This is a genomic window from Clostridium sp. AN503, from assembly GCF_040719375.1.
GTDB lineage: Bacteria > Bacillota > Clostridia > Lachnospirales > Lachnospiraceae > Brotaphodocola.
This window is the reverse complement of the sequence record NZ_JBFDTP010000002.1, coordinates 1,882,003-1,901,549: the sequence shown is the minus strand read 5'-3', so window position 1 is coordinate 1,901,549 and position 19,547 is coordinate 1,882,003. Positions and strand designations below refer to the sequence as shown.

Genomic DNA, 19,547 nt, shown 5'->3' with positions numbered 1-19,547 from the left:
ACAATATGACAGACAACAGAAGAAACAAGGTTGAGGTCCGGAACCTGTGCAAGAATTATGGGGACCTTGAGGTGCTTAAAAATTGCAGCTTTGATGTCAGGGAAGGGGAATTTATCTGCGTGGTAGGGCCTACCGGATGCGGCAAGACCACATTCCTAAATCTGCTGACCTGCCTTACAAGCCCTACTTCAGGGGAGATCCTGATCGATGGGGTGGAGGCCAACCCGAAAAAACATAATCTGGCCTTTGTGTTTCAGGAGCCGACTGCGTATCCCTGGCTGACGGTGCGGGACAACCTGGGATTCGCCATGAGCTTAAAGAAGAAATCAAAAGACCATATTGAAAAAAAGGTGGGAGAGATCGCCAAATTGATGGGGTTAGAGCCGGAGCTGGACAAATTCCCACATGAACTGGCATCCAGTGCGGAGCAGAAGGTGGTCATAGGGAGAGCCTTTGCCATGGAGCCGGATCTGCTTTTGATGGATGAGCCTTACAGCCAGATGGATATCAAGACCAGATTTTATCTGGAGGATGAAGTGATACGGTTGTGGAAAGAGCTGGGAAGCACGGTCCTGTTCATAACCCACAATATTGAGGAAGCGGTATATCTGGCGGACAGGATCCTGATCCTGTCACAGAAGCCGGCGGCGGTAAAGGAAGTTGTGGAGATCCATATGCCAAGGCCCAGGGACATTTCCTCGCCGGAATTTATTAAAATACGAAGCGATGTGACTGATATGATTAAATGGTGGTGAGAATGATGAAACTTTGTTGTGGTTCAAATTTATATGCGTCCCATTCCTTTGAAACGGCTCTGCGTGAGATGGCAAAGCTGGATATCCATCATGTGGATATCTGGTCCTGCCCGGCGATCTGCGATCATGCAAATCCGGACAGGGACAGTGTGGAGGAGATAAGGGAACTGCTTTTAAAATACGAAATGACGGCGGTCTCCATGTCTTTGTTTTTGATGGATGATAAGGAACGGAAAAAGAGGATGGAGTTTGCGTCCAGGCTCGGAATCCCGGTGGTGATATGGGAACCGGCCCAATCCGTTGACTGGGCTGATAATATGACCAATCTAAATCCCGGCGCGGTCCCATTTGGAAGGGAAAGAGGGAGCTTTGAGGAATACATGGAGGATCTGAGGAGTCAGATAGAACTGGCCCGGGAGATGGGCCTGCGTGTAGGGATCGAGGTACCCCACTGCTATACGCACAATGAGTATCTGTTCCAGATATACAGAACAGACCAGGAGATAGAAGGCGATGGACTGTCCTATATCCTTGCTCCGTCCCACTGCAGCGCCAGGGGATATGAAGCGGAGGATATTTATAGACTGGTGTCTTCAGAACGGGTCTATATGCTGTATCTGTGGGATGTGAAAAAGGATTTCCGCTTCCCGTACAGCGACCGGGCGTTTGGCGCGGGGGAGGAACAGTTACCCGGCGGAGGCCGGCGGGATTTTGAAAAACAGATAAGGAACTTTAAGGAAATGGGATATCAGGGCTGGTATAACATCTCAGTCCATGGGACAGAGGGCTGGAAGGACTGGGAAAAGGTTTCGGAACACTTAAAGAAGGCCTGTGAGCTGGTCCGGCTTCTGTTGGATCAGTAGGAGAAGGGGCAGAAGGAAAGGAGAAATCAGATGATACATATAGCGATGATCGGGGTAGCGCATCCCCATGCAGACCACTGGGCGCGGGCATGGCACATGCATACGGAGGCGGAGCTTGCCGGCGTGTGGGACGCGGATCCGGAGCGGGCTGCGAAATGGGCGGAGCAGTTCGGGGTGCGCCGGTATGAGACGCTGGAGGAGCTTTTGGGCGATCCGGCAATCGATGCAGTCGGGATCTGTTCTGAGAACAGCAGACATGCAGAGTATACGGTCGCGGCAGCGGCGGCAGGCAAAGACATCCTTTGCGAGAAACCGACGGCTGTGACCCTGGAAGACTGTGACAGGATGATACAGGCGGTGGAGCAGGCCGGAGTGCGTTTTATGCAGGCATTTCCCATGCGGCTCGATCCGGTCAACACACGGATCAAAAAGATGCTGGAGGAACATGAGATCGGAACCGTGACCACCTTCCGGAAGCGCCATGGGATCGGGTGGGCCGCGACCGGGGAGCTGCCGGAGAAGTACCGCTGGTTTACGCATTTACAGGAGGCCGGGGGCGGAGCATTTCTGGATGAGGGGATCCATGCGGCCGACTTTTTGATCTGGATGTTTGGAAAACCCGTAAGCGTCACCGCCAGGATTGCGGAGCACGGAAGAAATGTCCCGGTGGATGACAATGGGATCGCGATCGTTGAATTTGCGGATGGGATTGTCGGGTCCCTGCATTCATCCTGGCTGTTTGAGGCGGCTTCGGTTACGACGGAGATCTTCGGCACGGAAGGGACGATCATGCAGCAGGCCAACGACTGTGCCTCGACAGCGGTCAACGGGGAAAACAATTTCCCATTGCAGGTGTACAGCAGGAAGTCCGGGATGAAAGGCTGGCAGAATCCGAGGATCCCGATCAATTTCATGCAGATCCATGAAAAGGTAGCCTCGTGCTTTGCGGACTGCCTTATATCAGGCGATCCGTTCCCGTCTACGCTCTATAATGGAAGGGATGCGCTGGAGCTTATACTGGGGGCGTACCGGTCGGCGAGAGAAGGAAGAACAATCTGCTTTCAGGAGGTGGAATAATGGATAATATCGTAAAACTGGCGGTGATCGGCTGCGGCGCCATCGCGAAACAATATCATATGCCGGCTCTGAAATCGGTGATGGGCTGCCGTGTTGTGGCAGTCTGCGACCTGATCCCTGATAGAGCCAGACAGGCGGCTGGATTTTTCGGAGTACCGGAGGAACATATCTTTACGGATGCCAGGGAACTTCTCGGGCTGGAGGAGGTCCAGGGCGTAGTGATCCTGACGCCCAACTACAATCACTGTGAGATGACAGAGCTTGCGGCTTCTTATAAAAAACATGTTTTCATCACCAAGCCCATGGCCAGGGATGTGGAGGAATGCCAGCGGATGATCGATGCGTGCAGGGAAAACGGCGTCCAGCTCTTTGTGAGTTTTATGCACCGTTATCTGGCGGGGATCGAGGAGGCGAAGGAGATGATCCGGACCGGGTATATTGGAAATATCAATATGGTGCGCGTATTAAATGCCCCCGGAGCCACTTCCACAGTCAGCAAATGGTTCTATAAAAAAGAAAATGTGGGCGGCGGCGCCGTGATGGATATCGGGGTGCATGGGATCGATCTGGTGCGGTATCTGATCGGGGAGATCGGGGAGGTACTGTATGCGGATACGGGACGTTTCCGAGATACGGTGATGAGCAACGGAGAAGCGGTACAGCCGGATAACGAGGATCACGCAACCGTTGTCTACCGGACGAAAAACGGGGTTTTAGTCAATCAGCTCATAAGCTGGCACCACTGGTCCACGACCGACCGGTTTTCCATGGAGATCTTCGGGGATGAAGGCTCGCTCTTTTTGAGAGGGACCATGGGAATGCTGACTGTGGCGAAGGTGCGTCCCGGAGAGCAGGCAAACTGGGTTTCTAAGGAACTTCCCTATGTCCCCTTTGGTTATACCCAGCATGAGGATTTTGTCAAGATGATCCGGGATGGGCTTCCGGCGAATCCGGATGGAAACGATGGCCTTGCCTGCATCCGGGTGGCAAAGGCAGTATACGAGGCGGCAGAGAAACAGCATTTGGTTGAGGTGGAATAGTATGAATATCCTTTATATCCATACCCATGACACGGGCTGTTTTATACAGCCCTACGGATATCAGGTGGACACTCCGGCGCTTATGGATTTTGCAAAGAAAGGAACCCTGTTCCGCTCGGCATTCAGCGCCGCGCCGACCTGCTCGCCCAGCCGGGCCGCCCTGCTGACTGGTCAGTATCCCCATAGCTGCGGGATGTTTGGCCTTGCCCACAGAGGGTTTGAAATGCCGGATTATTCCTGTCATATGGCGTCTTATTTTAAAAGCCAGGGCTATGAGACGGTTTTATGCGGCATCCAGCATGAAGCGGCAGAGGCGGCTTCCATCGGGTATTCCCGCATCCTGGACACACAGGAGTTTGATATGGGATGTCTGGAATTTGACGCCAGGACATTTGATATGGACAATTCTGCTTGCGTGAGTGAATATTTAAGATCTGGTCATGACAGGCCGTTTTTTCTGTCCTTTGGCCTGTTCAGTACCCACAGGGAGTATCCTGAACCGGACGGTGACATTGACGCGGGATATGTTATGAAGATGCCGGGACTGCCGGATACGGATGTTATAAGACAGGATACGGCAGGTTATATGACCTCGGTCAGAATTGCCGACAGGGCCATAGGCAATGTGCTTCAGGCTCTTTCTGACAGCGGGCTTTCAGAGCAGACCGTCGTGATCTATACGACGGACCACGGCCTGGCCCTGCCGGGTATGAAATGTACCTTGTATGATCTCGGAACATCCGTGGGATTGATCCTTGATTATCCTGGAAATCCATCCAGAGGAACGGTTTGTGATGCATTGATATCTCAGGTGGACATTTTCCCCACGCTCTGCGAACTGTGCGGCATAGAAAAACCGGACTGGCTTCAGGGAACTTCCTTTTTACCGGTTCTGGAGCGGCGGGCATCAGAAATCAGGACGGAGGTTTATTCGGAAATCACCTATCATGCGTCTTATGAACCGGTGAGGTCGGTCCGCACCAGGCAATATAAGCTTATCCGAAGATTCGATGCGGATCTTTCGGTGGCGCTTGCGAATATCGACGATTCCCCGGCTAAAACGCTGCTTATGGAGCAGGGATATTATGACAATCCCCACCAGGAGACGGAGCTTTATGACCTGTGCGCAGATCCGGGAGAAAAACAAAATCTGGCAGATGATCCCGCATACGCAGGTATCCGGAACGAATTGTCATCAAAGCTTATGCAGTGGATGGAGGCAACGGCGGATCCATTAATGGACGGATTGATAGAAGCGCCACGCGAGGCAATCGTAAATGCAAAAACAGACTATTCGGCCAAAATAAGGCCGGGGGAAAGGAATCATGGATGAAAGAAAAAAGGATTGGGGTTGCGATCATCGGATGTGGTGAAATAAGCAGCTATCATATGGATGCGCTGCGGTTGATCCCGGAAGCGAGGATCACGGTCTGCTGCGATATCATAAAAGAACGGGCGGAGCGTGCGGCGGGCCATGAGGCGGCGGTTGAGACGGATTATCACAAGGCGGTCGCAAGGAAGGATGTTAATCTGGTATTTATCCTTACGCCAAATGACAGCCACTGTGAGATCGCTGTAGAAGCCGCAAAGGAAAAGAAGGCCATATTTGTCCAGAAGCCGTTTGCCCGGACAGCGGACGAGTGCAGGCAGATGATCATAGCGGCCAGGGCCAACGGCGTCAAGCTTTTTGTCAGCTTTATGCACCGGTATTTTGAGGAGACTAAGTGGGCAAAAGACTATATCGCCTCAGGCGGACTGGGGGAGATCTATCTGTGCCACATCAGGAATTCACTGCCGGGAAGCGATTATTCCACCTGGCAGTATGAGGAAAAACAGTGCGGCCCGGGAGGGGCGATCATTGACGTGGGGGTGCATGGGATCGATCTGACCCGTTATCTCTTAGGCGATATTGAGGAGGTCCTCTATGCGTCAAAGGGACAGAAGATCCATGAGCGCAATATTCTTGGGGAGACGGTTTATCCGGACAACGAGGACTGGGCCATGACACAGTACCGGTTAAAGAGCGGGGCTATTGTGAGCCATCACATCAGCTGGACACAGAAATACCATTGCAACCGCTATACTATGGAAATACATGGCTCTAATGGAAGTATCTATCTCAGGACAGGGTACGGCTCTCTGGCTGTCACAAGCCCCAGCTTGGCGGAAGAAGGCAGTATGGTGTATCCGCCGCTTAAGACGGTGCCCTTTGGCTACAAGCAGCACAGAGCGGTGATCGACTGTATGTGCAATGATACCGAGCCGGAATGTACCGGTGAGGACGGGTTATATACTTTGGAGATGGTTGAAAAAATATTAAATATGGCGGCGTCTATATAAGTTAAGGAGATGGAGGATGTCGGAACCAAAAGATATTTTTTTGATTATGTTTGATACGCTGTCGGCAAAATGGATGGAAGCCGCGTTGGGCGGCGCATGTGAACTGCCAGGTTTTAAACGGCTTTTAAAAATGGGGACCAGATTCCCGAATACCTATACCAGCAATCCCGTGTGCAGCCCTGCCAGAGCAACGATTGCGACCGGGCTTTCCACCCGCGGGCATGGAGTTTTGGAGAATGGGTATTATCTGGACCCGGAGCTTCCTACTTTTATGCGGCAGCTTCAGCGTGCAGGGTATCGGACCGGACTTTTCGGAAAACTCCATGCTTACCCGCATTATGCCGGATTCCGGACAGACTGTCATCAATATGGATTTGACGTGGTCCATACTACAGAGGATGGACGGGGCGGTGAGTGGCTGGACTGGATCCTGGAGGAACACCCGGAGTATGCGGATGAGGCGCTTGCCACCATATGGGCGCCCCAGATTCCTGAGTTTCGGGAATATGGCCCCAATAAGGAGAATCTATATGAGCGTATTGAGAAGGCCAGAAAGAAGTTTCCGTGGAGCAGCCAGGAGCTGACAGATCCAACCCATGAGGCGTATATCCTCCCGTTTCCCAAAGAACTTTCTCAGACGGAATGGATCACCCGGCATGCGCTGGAATTCATCGACCAGGAAAATAAGTCTCCGATCTTTGCGCAGATCAGCTATGTGCAGCCTCATGGTCCATACGGAGTGCCGGAGGAATATTTGGACAGGGTAAAGAAGGAATGGATCCCCAGGGAGCTTCCTCCTACATGGATGGAGGAAGTGGCTCCGATATGTTTTGGAAACCGGAAGGTACTGACCAATAATCCGGAGCGGTTCAGGCTCCATTATTTTGCTGACCTCATATACATGGACGAACAGGTGGGGATGCTGCTTGACAAACTGGAAGAATCAGGACGCCTGAAGGATTCGTATATCATTCTTACGGCAGATCATGGGGATCTGCTGGGAGACCATGGCTTTTTTGGAAAGGAAGAACGGCATTATGATGCGTGTATCCGCGTACCGCTGGTGATCGCCGGTCCCGGGATAGGAAAAGATATGACGCTGGATTGTATGATTCAGTTAGAAGATATCTGTCCAACGATTTTGGAAATGGGACAGACCAGAATGCCGCTTGTCCCCAAACTGGGCAGATATCTGGAGGTGGATGCAAAGGAGATACCCGCAGTAGGCGGATATTCTCTTCTTAAGGCTGCAGAAAGCCCGGAAGACTGGCCGAGGTCCGCGGCGTATGTTGAGAGCTATAATCCTGTGTGGTCCATGGACATTCGTGACTGGGCGCGGACCATTGTAACAGCCGGATACCGGTATACCTGGTACCCGCAAAATGGAAATGAGCAGTTATTTGATTTAAATGTGGATAAGGATGAGGTGAAAAACCTTGCATATAATGAGAAATATGCGAAGGTCAAAGAACAGTTAAAGGCCCAGTTGATGGAGCTGATCGTACTTCAGGATTATCCTAAGACGGTGAGAAGCCTGTATGCATTGGGCGTTCACTAAATAATTGACATTAACATAAAACAATGTTAAAATGAATATGAAAAAGAGGCAGCGGTGTAGCTGCTGCCTCTGGTTGGTAAGACAACTACTTCGTTGAGTTGTCACCAGACCCATCAGGTGCCGGTAAGCTTGCTGATGGGTCTTTTTCAGAGCATTTTCTGGACCGTATGTAGTGATTGCACTTTTCTGCTATGGTTAGCAGTCCGGTGACAATACCTACGAGTCTGGAAATGATGTCTAAAATACCCATAGACCATACTCCCTTCTTTGGTGTTTACACACCTGTGGAAAAGCCATATATTTATGGACCTTCCAAAGGTGTGTAAGCCAGAGATTGGAAGCTGCCTGCCGAAACACTGATGTTTTCCGTTCCTCCATTCCCGTTTTCGTGGAAATTTCGTGAACAGTTTAATTATAATATATTGAGAAGCGCAAAGGAAGACAAATTCTGAAAAAATATTAATTTATTTACAAAGACAAATTTACAAGGGGGAAGTGACGCCATGTATGAATTGCACCAGGTAGGAGAAAGCAGCTACTACATTCAGAGCCCGGCTAAAATCGGACTTGTAAAGATGAACGATACGGATGTGTGTCTGATCGACAGTGGCAATGACAAGGATGCGGGCCGTAAGGTGCGGAAGATTCTGGATGAGAATGGATGGCGTCTGAGAGCCATATACAATACCCATTCCAACGCCGACCACATTGGCGGGAACCGGTATCTGATGCAGCAGACAGGATGCAGGATCTTTGCGCCTGGTATGGAATGTGCATTTACCCGTTACCCGGTGCTGGAGCCGGCATTTCTTTACGGAGGCTTTCCGCCAAAGGATCTGCGGCATAAGTTTTTGATGGCCCAGGAGAGCGACGCGGAGGAATTGACACCGGACAAGCTTTGTGAAGGGATATCGATGTTTGGGCTGCCGGGACATTTCTTTGATATGGTCGGGTTCCGCAGCAGGGATGATGTGGTCTATCTGGCGGACTGCCTGTCCAGCCGGGAGACGTTGGAGAAATACCAGATTACATTTCTTTATGATGTGGAAGGATATTTGAATACTCTTGAAACGGTAAAGGGCATGAAAGCAGCCATGTTTGTACCTGCACATGCGGAGGCAGTGGAGGATATCTCTGATCTGGCTCAGTTTAATATAGATAAGGTTCATGAGATTGCAGAGCAGATCATAAGCCTGTGCCGGGAGCCGAAAACCTTTGAAAAGATATTGCAGGCGCTTTTTAGTATCTATGGTCTGCAGATGAATTTTGAGCAGTACGTTCTGGTGGGAAGTACGGTGCGCTCTTATCTTGCGTGGCTTAAGAACTGCGGCCGTCTGGCAATTGTTTTTAAAGATAATGAACTTTTATGGAGCTCAATTGAGGGGATCTCATAGGGAGACTTGCTATGAAAACTGCGATCATCGGCTACAGCGGCAGCGGGAAATCCACGCTTGCCCAGTATATCGGAAAAAGATCCGGGGCGAAGGTCCTGCATCTGGACTGCGTGCACTGGCTTCCTGGCTGGAAGGAGAGAAGGCCTGAGGAGGAAGTGCCCATTGTAAGAGATTTTATGGATTCTAACACATCCTGGGTGATTGAGGGCAATTACGCAAGAAGTCTGTTTGAAAGGCGCATGGAGGAGGCGGACCAGATCATCTTTTTGAATTTCAACCGATTTATCTGTCTTTACCGTGCGATGAAGCGCTTTTTTAAATACAGGGGCAAGACCCGTACCACCATCGGGGAGGGATGCATGGAGAAAATGGACCTGGAATTTATCTGGTGGATCCTGTATAAAGGACGGACGAAAAAGCAGACGCGCAAATATCGGCAAGTACTGGAGACTTATGGAGATAAGACAATCGTGATCCGTAATCAGCGGGAACTTACATCGTTCATGAATTGACTTTTCCGGATATTGATGATAAACTGAATATGAAAAAGAGGCAGCAGTTTTGCTGCTGCCTCCGGTATGGTTAAAGATTGCTTATGCAATCGTCACCAGACCCATCAGGTGCCGGCAAGCTTTCTGATGGGTCTTTTTCAGGATGTTTCCGTGTTGCTATGTAGCTTTTGCACTTTTCTGCGATAGTGAGCAGTCCACGTTCCTCCATTCCCACATTCGTGGAAATTTCATGAACAATATAATTATAATATATCGAAAGCTGCAAAGGAAGATAAAACTGCAAAATTTTATAGATATGGACCATATTTGACAAGAAGTTTCCGGAGAAATATGGTAAGATTAAAAAGATCCAACGACATTTTCATATATAATTGGAGACCATATCATGTTTGAACTTATTATCGCTCTGAAACCGGAGAACCTGGAAAAAGCAAATATACCGGAAAAGCTGGCAGAATGGGGCGGGGAATTGTTTTCTTATGACCCTCCCAGATATGTGTATCACGATTGTCTGGTGTTTGATGAGTTCCATGATAAAAGTTACTTTCAAATGTATTATGGCAGCTTTATAAAAGATGATGTCGATATGGATCAGTATCGGGCTTTTTGGCTGACTGGGAACGGTTTATGGGAAATGGAACGCCAGGTAAATAATAAGTGCACAGATATTGTTTATAATGAACTGTTTAGATTTTTATCAGATTTATCAAAACTGAATGATTTTGTTATTTTTCTGATACGTGATGAGGAAGAGATCGACATGAAATACAAGTTGAACCAGTCGGATGAATTGATCCCTGTTTTTTGCAGCTGCCTGCAACGGGATGCGCCGAAAGGCGCATTGATCATAAAACTGGCCCACTCTGTATATCGGGAGGAGAGTTAACATGAACAATCAATATGACAATGAAGAATTTTTCGTACAGTATGCGCAGATGTCGCGGAGCCGCCAGGGACTGTCAGGGGCGGGTGAGTGGCATCAGTTTAAGGATATGTTCCCGGATCTGAAGGGGATGCAGGTCCTGGATCTGGGCTGCGGATACGGATGGCACTGCCAGTACGCGGCGGAGCAGGGGGCAGAGCAGGTGTTGGGGATCGATCTAAGTGAAAAGATGATCGCTGAGGCCAATACGCGGAATGCGGATGAAAGGATCACATACCGGGTGTGCGGCCTGGAGGAATACGAGTATCCGGAGCGTGCATTTGACTGTGCGATCTCCAATCTGGTCCTGCACTATGTGGAGGATATTGAGGCTGTGTTCAGAAAGGTGCACCAGACCTTAAGACCGGGAGGTGTGTTCCTGTTAAATATAGAACATCCCATTTTTACCGCCGGTGTGGACCAGGACTGGATCTATGATGAGGACGGCGCTCCGCTCTACTGGCCGGTAGATGGATACTTTTATCCAGGAGAGCGGACGACCCATTTCCTGGGACAGAATGTGACCAAACAGCATCACACCCTGGCGCAGATCCTGACAGGAATATTGAACACGGGGTTTCGGCTGGAGGCAGTGGAGGAGGCTATGCCTTCCGGCGATATGCTTGAGATTCCCGGTATGAAGGATGAGCTGCGCAGGCCGATGATGCTGCTTGTGCGCGCGGTAAAAGAAGCATGAGTGTGGTACTGCGTACCGACCGGCTGCACCTTCGCCCATTTGAGACGGAGGATTTAGAAGCTGTATGGGAGTATGCCGGCGATCAGGATATCCGGTATATGATCTTTTTTCCACATGAATCCATGGAGGAGACCGCCAGGTTTATAGAAGCGGCGCGGCTGGAGGTTCGGAAAGAAAAGCCTCAGTATTATGAATTTGCAATGATCCTGAAAGGCCGGCTCATCGGAGCGGTTACGCTCTGGATGGAAACGGAAGCTTCCGCGGAGATCGGGTGGATCCTGAATAAAAGGTACCGTGGCTTTGGTTATGTGACGGAGGCGGCGCAGGCGCTGCTAAAGTTTGCGGAAAACGAACTGGGGATTTCCAGCGTGTTTGCCTGCTGCGATGTCCGCAATGCGGCTTCTGTGCGTGTTATGGAGAACCTGGGGATGGAGTTTGAGCGGGAGCAGGAACGGCTCTATGAGCGCACAGGGGAGACCGCCAGGGAATACAGGTATGTCTGGCAAAAGACCTGAAATCAGAAAGGACATTGCCAATGAAAAAAGTAAAGTCCGCGGCCGGCGCCAGAATCCCCGAACCGGTACGCCGGGGCCGGCTGCGCAGGAAATTTGGAGGGTTGTATTATGGATGCCTTCGTAAAGCCATATGGATCACCATGAGAAAACGGTTTGCGGGGGAGCGGGGAGAGCCGCTTACATATTGCTGTTTCAGTCACGAAACCCCTCTTTTGCGGCAGTTGGACGGCCTTAATATGGTATATCAGTATAATAAAGTGACGAATTTAAAGCTGGCATCCAAAAAGATTGACCAGGTGATCATCCATCCGGGAGAGGTGTTCAGCTACTGGCGTCTGATCGGCAAGCCAACCAGACGGAAGGGATATCTGGATGGAATGGTGCTGCAAAGCGGGCAGATATCTGCGGGAGTCGGGGGCGGATTGTGTCAGCTGTCCAACTTAATATTCTGGATGGCGCTTCATTCCCCTCTGACCGTGGTGGAAAGACACCGTCATGGGTATGATGTGTTTCCTGATGCCAATCGAAAGCAGCCTTTCGGGAGCGGGGCCACGTGCTCTTATCCGCATATTGACCTGATGCTGCGCAATGATACGGATATGGATTTCCAGTTTCTTATATGGATGGATGAGGAGTACTTAAAGGGGGAGCTGAGAAGTTCCGCACCGATACGTCAAAGCTACAGGATCATAGAAAAAAACCACCTTATGCAACGGGAATTTTGGGGAGGTTACAGCCGCAGCAATGAACTGTACCGTGAGATATGGCAGGGCGGAGAAATGCTTTGCGAAGAGCTTTTGCTGGCAAATCAGGCCATTATGATGTATGCTCCTTTTATTGAAGAAAAAATTGATGAAGGAAGATAAGATTATGAAAATGAAGAACCCGCTGATTGTTGTGGAGGATATGGAACGCTCCGTGAAATTTTACAAGGAGGTGCTGGGACTCCGGGTCATTATGGATTTTGGGGCGAATGTGACGCTTACGGGCGGCATGTGTCTTCAGACTAAAGACAGTTGGATGAAGTTTTTAGGAATGACCGATGGGGACATGATCCGCTTTGGCGGGAATGACGCGGAAGTCTATTTTGAAGAGGATGAGTTTGACGGATTTATAGAAAAGTTGTCAAAAATAGACGGGATCCGCTATGTGCACCCCGTACAGGAACACAGTTGGGGACAGCGGGCCGTCAGGATCTATGACCCGGATCAGCATGTGATCGAAATCGGAGAAAACATAAAGGTGGTCTGCCGGCGGTTTTTGGAAAGCGGCATGACTGTGGAGGAGACCGCAAAACGAATGGATGTGCCGCTTAAGTTTGTACATGGATGTATGCGGTAGCGCTGCACAGTAAACGGAGCTGGCAGGAGGGCGCAGATACTTGCAGCATAGGCGGAGGAGGACAATATGGATATCACCCTTCATTATGAAGAACGGGGAACCGGTATGCCCCTTATCCTTTTACATGGCAATGGGGAGGATGGCAGCTATTTTGTACACCAGACAGAATATTTTTCCAGATCCATCAGGGTGATCGCGGTGGACACCCGGGGGCACGGGAAGTCTCCCCGGGGAAGCGCGCCTTTTACCATCGGGCAGTTTGCAGAGGATCTTCTGGGATTTATGGATATGCATGGGATTGATAGAGCAGATCTGTTGGGTTTCTCTGACGGGGGCAATATCGCTCTGACATTTGCCATAAAGCATCCGGGGCGGGTTCACAGCCTGATCTTAAACGGCGCTAATCTGTATCCTGCGGGGGTAAAGCTGTCTGTGCAGATTCCTATTGTCATCGGCTATTATATGGCGTCCGCAGCGGCGGTGTGCAGCAAAAAGGCCAGGAGGAATAAAGAGCTTTTAGGGCTTATGGTCAAAGAGCCGCAGATCCGGCCTGGGGATCTTAAGAAACTGAAAGTCAGGACCCTGGTGATCGCCGGGAGTCAGGATATGATCAAGGAGTCCCATACCAGGCTGATCCATGAGAGCATACCGGGAGCAAAACTGGTTATCCTGCCGGGGGATCATTTTATCGCGGGCAAAAACCCGGTGGAATTTAACCGGGCCGTGGAGGAGTTTTTGCATGGGGGACGCAGAGGACTTTAGAAGGAGAGCGCGGCATGGACCGAAAAGATGTATTTGATTATGTAAAACGGACCTATCATATTGAGCCTGTCTACCTGTTCAAAAGCTCGCCGGAGGCGGCGGTGCTGCGCCACAGGCCGGGGAAGAACGGGAAAGCGCCGCAGAAATGGTTTGCCATCGTGATGCGGGTTTCCGGCGCCAGGGTAGGACTTGGGACGGAAGACGAAGTAGATGTTTTAAATGTCAAGGCGGATCCGGAGCTGGTCGCATTCTTGCAGGCACAGGATGGATTTTGTCCTGCTTATCATATGAATAAAGAGCATTGGATCTCTATTTTACTGGACGGGCCTGTGGGAAAAGAGGAGATATGCAGCCTGCTCGGCGGCAGTTATGAATTGACGAAATGATTGATAAAATGCGCGCATTTGAGGGGATTTAAGAAGGAAACTGTCTTGACAGGAGCCGATAATTAAAGTATTATTTTCCGTAAACGGTTTGCAAAATAAAAGAAACCATACGAGGAGATAACCCAATTATGAAAAAAGTAGTGAAATTCGGCGGCAGTTCCCTTGCCAGCGCCCGTCAGTTCAAGAAGGTGGGCGAGATCATCCGTGCCGACAAGACAAGACGTTTTGTGATTCCTTCGGCACCTGGCAAGCGCAGCAGTAAGGATGAAAAAGTGACCGACATGCTCTATGCATGTTACGACGCTGCATCCACCGGCGGCAGCTATAAGAAGATCTTAAACAAGATCAAAGACCGCTATCAGGAGATCATAAACGGCTTGGATCTGAATCTGAACCTGGATCATGAATTTGAGCGGATCGAGGAGAATTTTGTAAACGGAATCGGACGCGATTACGCAGCTTCACGCGGAGAGTACTTAAACGGTATCGTGATGGCTGATTATCTGGGCTTTGAATTCATTGATGCCGCAGAGGTCATATTCTTTGATGAGAACGGTGTTTTTGAGGCGGATACCACCAATAAAGAGCTTTCGGAGCGTCTGGAGAATGTGGAACGGGCAGTTATCCCAGGCTTTTACGGGTCGAAACATGACGGGACCATCAAGACATTTTCCAGAGGAGGTTCCGATGTGACCGGTTCGATCGTAGCCAGGGCTATCCACGCCGACTTATACGAAAACTGGACGGACGTTTCCGGTTTCCTGGTAGCGGACCCGCGCGTAGTGCCGGACCCGGAAGTGATCGAGACGATTACATATAAGGAGCTGCGGGAACTGGCTTATATGGGAGCCAGTGTGCTGCATGAGGACGCTATTTTCCCGGTACGCAGGGAGGGTATCCCGATCAATATCAGGAATACCAACAAGCCGGAGGATAAGGGGACTTTGATCGTAGAGAGCACCTGCCGCAAGCCCCGCTATACGATCACCGGGATAGCAGGCAAAAAAGGCTTTTGCGCCATCAATATTGAAAAGGCCATGATGAACGCGGAGGTCGGGTTCGGCAGGAAGGTCCTGCAGGTATTTGAGAAATACGGGATCTCCTTTGAGCATATGCCGTCCGGGATTGATACCATGACCATCATGGTGCACCAGGATGAGTTTGAGGAGTATGAGCAGTCGGTGATCGCCGGGATCCACCGCGCTGTGGAGCCGGACAGCGTAGACCTGGAGTCTGATCTGGCACTGGTAGCAGTCGTGGGACGCGGCATGAAAGCTACCCGCGGTACTGCCGGAAGGATATTCTCCGCCCTGGCCCATGCAAGGATCAATGTGAAGATGATCGATCAGGGCTCCAGTGAGCTGAATATCATTATTGGCGTGAAAAACGCGGATTTTGAGGCAGCGATCAAGGCAATCTATGATATTTTCATTATGGCGGAGCTTTAAAACAGGATCCAGGACCAGAGAAACTTTTTCTGGTTATCATAAGTCGAAGGAGGCAGCGCCGGGGTGGTCGGAAGAAACCGCCGCCGGTGGTTGCCTCTTTCTAATTATGAAAATCTGTGATATAATATGATGAACACTTTGTGGAGACAAAAGAGAAAAATTAATATCTGTCCGAAAGGAGTCACAGATGAAAGATTCATATGGAACCGCACTGGCAGTCCGTCTTGCGGCCGGTGTGTTGTCCGGTGTACTGCTGTCCGGCTGCGCCGGCCCATCCACCCGGATACTGCCGCAGGAAAGTGCAGGGCAGGCTTATGAGACGCCGGAGGAGATCCTGGTATTGGAGGAGGTGAATCCTTTTTATATTCAGGAGGAGCTTGATATCCTGACTGCAACGCCCAGACCAAGCGGAAGCAGGGGGGAAAGTGATGCGGCCCGGTATATGCAGCAGCTCATGCAGGATTACGGATATGATGTGGAGCGGCAGCGGTTCCGGTATGAGACCGGGGAGGCGGTGGTTACCGGGACCAATGTGATCGCCGTCCGCAGGGCAGCTTCACCAGATGCAGATATCCTGATTGTCAGCGTTCATCATGATACGGCAGAAGGAAGTCCGGGGGCCAATGGAAGTGCCTCCGGCGTGGTGACGATGCTTGAAACGGCACGGCTTTTGTCGCGTCTGCCTACTGACACAGAGATCCGGTGTATCAGTTTCTCCGGGCATGAAGCCGACCAGATCGGTGCACGCCATTATATGGAATCCCTCTCAAAGAGGGAGCGGGAGCGGATGATCGGGGCTGTTGACTTAAACGCTCTGGGGTACATATCCGATGAACAGATCGTGCTGGGAACTCTGGACGGCAGGGAGACCATGCTGGGAGATATGCTGGGCGAAGCATCCCGGGATGTGCTGGGGGAGTCATGGGAGTATGAAGAGCGGCCGGAGGGGGCTGTTGGCGCTTATGTGGCGGGGCAGATCCCGGCGGTGTCCATCAGCCAGAAGAGAGAGGCTTTTGAAAACGGAACCCCCCTTGATACGGCTGAGACTGTAGATATTGAGCGGGTATCTCATGTGGTGGACGTTGTGAGCCAGATGGTGTCCCGGGTTATGAGTCCGGACACCCCGTCTATGATGGCGAAAGCACATTTTTATAATGATCTGTGGGACTATGCATTTGTACAGAAGAAGGATACGCCCATGTATTTTGGGGGCAGCCGGGGACAGATGGAAGCGGTTGTCGGTATTCATGGGGTGCTGGCTGCGACCAATACAGATGCGTCCGGCAGGCCGATAGAAAAGTATCAGTACCGGATGAAATGGTTTGATGTGGATCAGGTCATCCTGACAGATTATTACTACACGGATGGAAAGCTGGATATGGTATCGCTGGAGGCAGACGGCGCAGGTGTGGACTTTGAGGATATGAGGGAACGCCTGACGGATATGTATGGGGAGCCTGTTGGGGAGAATAAAGGACCGAGCGGCACGGAGTATGACTGGACCGATCTTGTAAACCGAAGATTTTTTGCCCTGATACCCGGTACAGACGGTTATGATCTGGAAATCAGGGAATACTCCACTGATAAGATGATCCTGGAACAGAGGACTCCGGATGGTACCATACTCTGGCAGAATACGGAGGACGACAGGACAGAAAAGGTCATGAAACTTTTTCGTGATGTTTTTCCGCAGGAAGCATGGGGAAGGATCGGCGCGGTTACCCTGTATACAGACGGGGCAGGCAGCACGAAGAGCTATCTGGAACCCATGGAACCGGTGGCGGCAGAAGCAGGAGAAGAGCAGGCGGCAGCGCCCGGCGGGGAACATGCCCTGTGGGAACTGGGGATAGACCTGGAGGATGCACTGGACGCAGATGGAGACTGGCGCAATGAGACAGACACGATCCGGGTGCTTGCCGGACTTTACGGGCAGTATCTGGAGGCGTCTATGGAAAATGGCTATATAGGACTGTTTGAGACCCGGTTTGAAGGCCAGCCGGAGGCCCCGGAGCAGACAGGGGGGCCGGAACAGACAGCAGAACCGGAGGTCCGTCCGGGCGCCGGACCCGGAGTTTCAGCGGAGGATAAGCTCGCTTTACCGGATTTCCCGGACGCATTCCAGATGTTCGTGTTGGCGCACAGGCCGCAGGATATGGATGGGAGCTGGAGCGCAAGGGTTGGCTTTTTCTATAGTTTTGAAGAACTGAAGACGTACCGCAGCTGGGTGCGCGGCAACCTGCAGTTACAGTCCGGCGCAGAGGAGCCAGAGGATAACCTGCCGCCGGAGCCAGAGGAGGAACGTCTGACGGAGACCGGGCCGCAGCCGGAATCCCAGCCACAATCATAGGAGGTAACGTATGCTGGAGAAGATCGATTTATCAAGGACCGTGGAAAAGGAAGTTTACAGGCAGGCACAGAAGGAGTACGGAACAAAGCTGGGGCAGCTTCAGAGGAGACTCAAAGAAGCCGGGATACCGGTGGTCATTCTCTTTGAGGGAATGGGGGCTGCCGGAAAAGGAACACAGATCAACCGGCTGATCCAGGCATTGGACCCGCGCGGGTTTGACGTATATGCCAGCAACCGGGAGACAGAGGAAGAGGCCATGCGTCCATTTTTGTGGAGATTCTGGACGCTGACGCCGGAAAAGGGCAGGATTGCCATATTTGACAGGAGCTGGTACAGGAAGGTGCTGACGGACCGGTTTGACGGTCTGGTGAAAAAAAGGGAAATCCCGGAGATATTCCAGGATATCCGTTCCTTTGAGAAGCAGCTTGCGGACGATGGGACGGTGATCATCAAACTGTTCCTCTACATCTCCAAAGCAGAACAGAAAAAGCGCTTTAAAAAGCTGACGGAAGAAAAAGAGACCTCCTGGAGAGTGACGGAGGACGACTGGAAGCGGAATAAGGAGTACGACCGTTATCTGCTGCTCAACGAGGAAATGCTGGAAAAGACTGATACAGAGTATGCATCCTGGGATATCATTGAGGCGACAGACAAGAATTACGCCGCCATGAAGATATTGAAGACCGTGACAGAGGCCCTGGAGACGGCGCTGACAGAGAAGGCCGCCAGGATCGCAGCGAAGGCTGCGTCCGGCGCACAGGCTGCAGAGAAGACGGCGGCAGGGGAAGCTGACAGCCGGTATCAGAACGGCGTTCTTTCCGGTGTGGATCTGACGAAGAACCTGACCCGTGAAGAATACAAGGAGCAGATAGACGACCTTCAGAAAAAGCTGGAAATGCTGCACAGTGAGATCTACCGCAGGAGAATCCCGGTGGTGCTGGGCTTCGAGGGTTGGGATGCAGGAGGAAAAGGCGGCGCCATCAAACGTCTGACCAGTCATCTGGACCCGCGGGGGTATCAGGTGTGTCCCACTGCTGCGCCCAATGACATTGAGAAGAAGCACCATTATATGTGGCGTTTCTGGAATCATGTGCCGAAGGCAGGCCACATTGCGATATTTGACCGCACCTGGTACGGCAGGGTGATGGTGGAACGGATCGAGGGCTTCTGCAGTGATGAAGAGTGGAAGCGCGCATACCAGGAGATCAACGAGATGGAAGCCCATATGGCCAATGCCGGGGCGGTGGTGCTGAAATTCTGGCTGCAGATCGACAAGGACGAACAGGAGCGCCGCTTCAAGGAACGCATGGACAACCCGGAAAAACAGTGGAAGATCACCGATGAGGACTGGAGAAACCGGGAGAAATGGGATCAGTATGAGCAGGCGGTCAACGAGATGCTGGTGCGCACATCCACAACCTATGCGCCCTGGATCGTGGTGGAGGGCAACTGCAAATACTATGCCAGGGTAAAGGTCCTGCGCACGGTGGTGGAGGCGTTGGAGGCCAGGATCCGTCAGGTGAAGGAAGAAGAAAAACAGAAAGATAAACAGGATTAAAAAGAGACAGGATATCAAGGAGAGATAAGGCA

19 protein-coding genes are annotated in these 19,547 nt (G+C 51.2%); all 19 read left to right on the top strand.

Going from position 1 to position 19,547, the window contains the following annotated elements:
- Positions 1 to 5: 5 nt before the first annotated feature.
- The 19 genes from AB1I67_RS16185 (at position 6) to pap (ending at position 19,515) form a co-directional block, all read left to right on the top strand.
- Positions 6 to 755, top strand: coding sequence for an ABC transporter ATP-binding protein (locus AB1I67_RS16185; protein ID WP_367030934.1), 750 nt, complete (start codon positions 6 to 8; stop codon positions 753 to 755).
- 2 nt (positions 756 to 757) lie between these two features.
- Positions 758 to 1,618, top strand: coding sequence for a TIM barrel protein (locus AB1I67_RS16180; protein ID WP_367030932.1), 861 nt, complete (start codon positions 758 to 760; stop codon positions 1,616 to 1,618).
- A 30-nt stretch (positions 1,619 to 1,648) separates the two neighbouring features.
- Positions 1,649 to 2,695 (top strand): Gfo/Idh/MocA family oxidoreductase, encoded by a 1,047-nt coding sequence (locus AB1I67_RS16175; RefSeq protein WP_367030931.1) that lies wholly within the window; start codon positions 1,649 to 1,651, stop codon positions 2,693 to 2,695.
- Positions 2,695 to 3,735 carry a Gfo/Idh/MocA family oxidoreductase gene (locus AB1I67_RS16170; RefSeq protein ID WP_367030930.1) on the top strand — a complete coding sequence of 347 codons (1,041 nt, stop codon included), beginning with the start codon at positions 2,695 to 2,697 and terminating at the stop codon, positions 3,733 to 3,735. The genes AB1I67_RS16175 and AB1I67_RS16170 overlap by 1 nt, the downstream gene beginning before the upstream one ends.
- A 1-nt stretch (position 3,736) precedes the next feature.
- Entirely contained in the window at positions 3,737 to 5,068 is a 1,332-nt protein-coding gene (locus tag AB1I67_RS16165) for a sulfatase (RefSeq protein WP_367030929.1), read from the top strand.
- Positions 5,065 to 6,075, top strand: a complete 1,011-nt coding sequence (locus tag AB1I67_RS16160; protein WP_367030927.1) for a Gfo/Idh/MocA family oxidoreductase — start codon at positions 5,065 to 5,067, stop codon at positions 6,073 to 6,075. The genes AB1I67_RS16165 and AB1I67_RS16160 overlap by 4 nt, the downstream gene beginning before the upstream one ends.
- A gap of 16 nt (positions 6,076 to 6,091) precedes the next feature.
- Positions 6,092 to 7,633: a sulfatase-like hydrolase/transferase gene (locus tag AB1I67_RS16155; RefSeq protein ID WP_367030926.1), complete on the top strand. Its 1,542-nt coding sequence runs from the start codon at positions 6,092 to 6,094 to the stop codon at positions 7,631 to 7,633.
- 503 nt (positions 7,634 to 8,136) lie between these two features.
- Positions 8,137 to 9,027 carry an MBL fold metallo-hydrolase gene (locus tag AB1I67_RS16150; RefSeq protein WP_367030925.1) on the top strand — a complete coding sequence of 297 codons (891 nt, stop codon included), beginning with the start codon at positions 8,137 to 8,139 and terminating at the stop codon, positions 9,025 to 9,027.
- Between the two features lie 11 nt (positions 9,028 to 9,038).
- Positions 9,039 to 9,539, top strand: coding sequence for a DNA topology modulation protein (locus AB1I67_RS16145; RefSeq protein ID WP_367030923.1), 501 nt, complete (start codon positions 9,039 to 9,041; stop codon positions 9,537 to 9,539).
- Between the two features lie 385 nt (positions 9,540 to 9,924).
- A complete protein-coding gene (locus AB1I67_RS16140; protein ID WP_367030922.1) occupies positions 9,925 to 10,425 on the top strand; it encodes a hypothetical protein in 501 nt (166 codons plus the stop codon).
- A 1-nt stretch (position 10,426) separates the two neighbouring features.
- Complete coding sequence (locus AB1I67_RS16135; protein WP_367030921.1) at positions 10,427 to 11,158, top strand: class I SAM-dependent methyltransferase; 732 nt, start codon at positions 10,427 to 10,429, stop codon at positions 11,156 to 11,158.
- On the top strand, positions 11,155 to 11,673 hold the full coding sequence (locus AB1I67_RS16130) for a GNAT family N-acetyltransferase (RefSeq protein ID WP_367030920.1): 519 nt from the start codon (positions 11,155 to 11,157) through the stop codon (positions 11,671 to 11,673). Before AB1I67_RS16135 ends, AB1I67_RS16130 begins: the two co-directional genes overlap by 4 nt.
- A 20-nt stretch (positions 11,674 to 11,693) precedes the next feature.
- Positions 11,694 to 12,539 (top strand): VanW family protein, encoded by an 846-nt coding sequence (locus AB1I67_RS16125; RefSeq protein ID WP_367030919.1) that lies wholly within the window; start codon positions 11,694 to 11,696, stop codon positions 12,537 to 12,539.
- 4 nt (positions 12,540 to 12,543) lie between these two features.
- Positions 12,544 to 13,014, top strand: a complete 471-nt coding sequence (locus tag AB1I67_RS16120) for a VOC family protein (RefSeq protein WP_367030918.1) — start codon at positions 12,544 to 12,546, stop codon at positions 13,012 to 13,014.
- A gap of 66 nt (positions 13,015 to 13,080) precedes the next feature.
- The gene (locus AB1I67_RS16115) at positions 13,081 to 13,776 is read left to right on the top strand and encodes an alpha/beta hydrolase (protein ID WP_367030917.1); all 696 of its coding nucleotides are present in this window, start codon (positions 13,081 to 13,083) and stop codon (positions 13,774 to 13,776) included.
- A gap of 14 nt (positions 13,777 to 13,790) precedes the next feature.
- Positions 13,791 to 14,162 carry an MmcQ/YjbR family DNA-binding protein gene (locus tag AB1I67_RS16110; RefSeq protein WP_367030916.1) on the top strand — a complete coding sequence of 124 codons (372 nt, stop codon included), beginning with the start codon at positions 13,791 to 13,793 and terminating at the stop codon, positions 14,160 to 14,162.
- A 128-nt stretch (positions 14,163 to 14,290) separates the two neighbouring features.
- Positions 14,291 to 15,610, top strand: coding sequence for an aspartate kinase (locus AB1I67_RS16105; protein ID WP_367030914.1), 1,320 nt, complete (start codon positions 14,291 to 14,293; stop codon positions 15,608 to 15,610).
- Positions 15,611 to 15,797: 187 nt separating this feature from the next.
- Positions 15,798 to 17,957: a M28 family peptidase gene (locus AB1I67_RS16100; RefSeq protein ID WP_367030913.1), complete on the top strand. Its 2,160-nt coding sequence runs from the start codon at positions 15,798 to 15,800 to the stop codon at positions 17,955 to 17,957.
- 10 nt (positions 17,958 to 17,967) lie between these two features.
- Entirely contained in the window at positions 17,968 to 19,515 is a 1,548-nt protein-coding gene (pap, locus tag AB1I67_RS16095; protein WP_367030912.1) for a polyphosphate:AMP phosphotransferase, read from the top strand.
- The last annotated feature ends 32 nt before the right edge of the window (positions 19,516 to 19,547 follow it).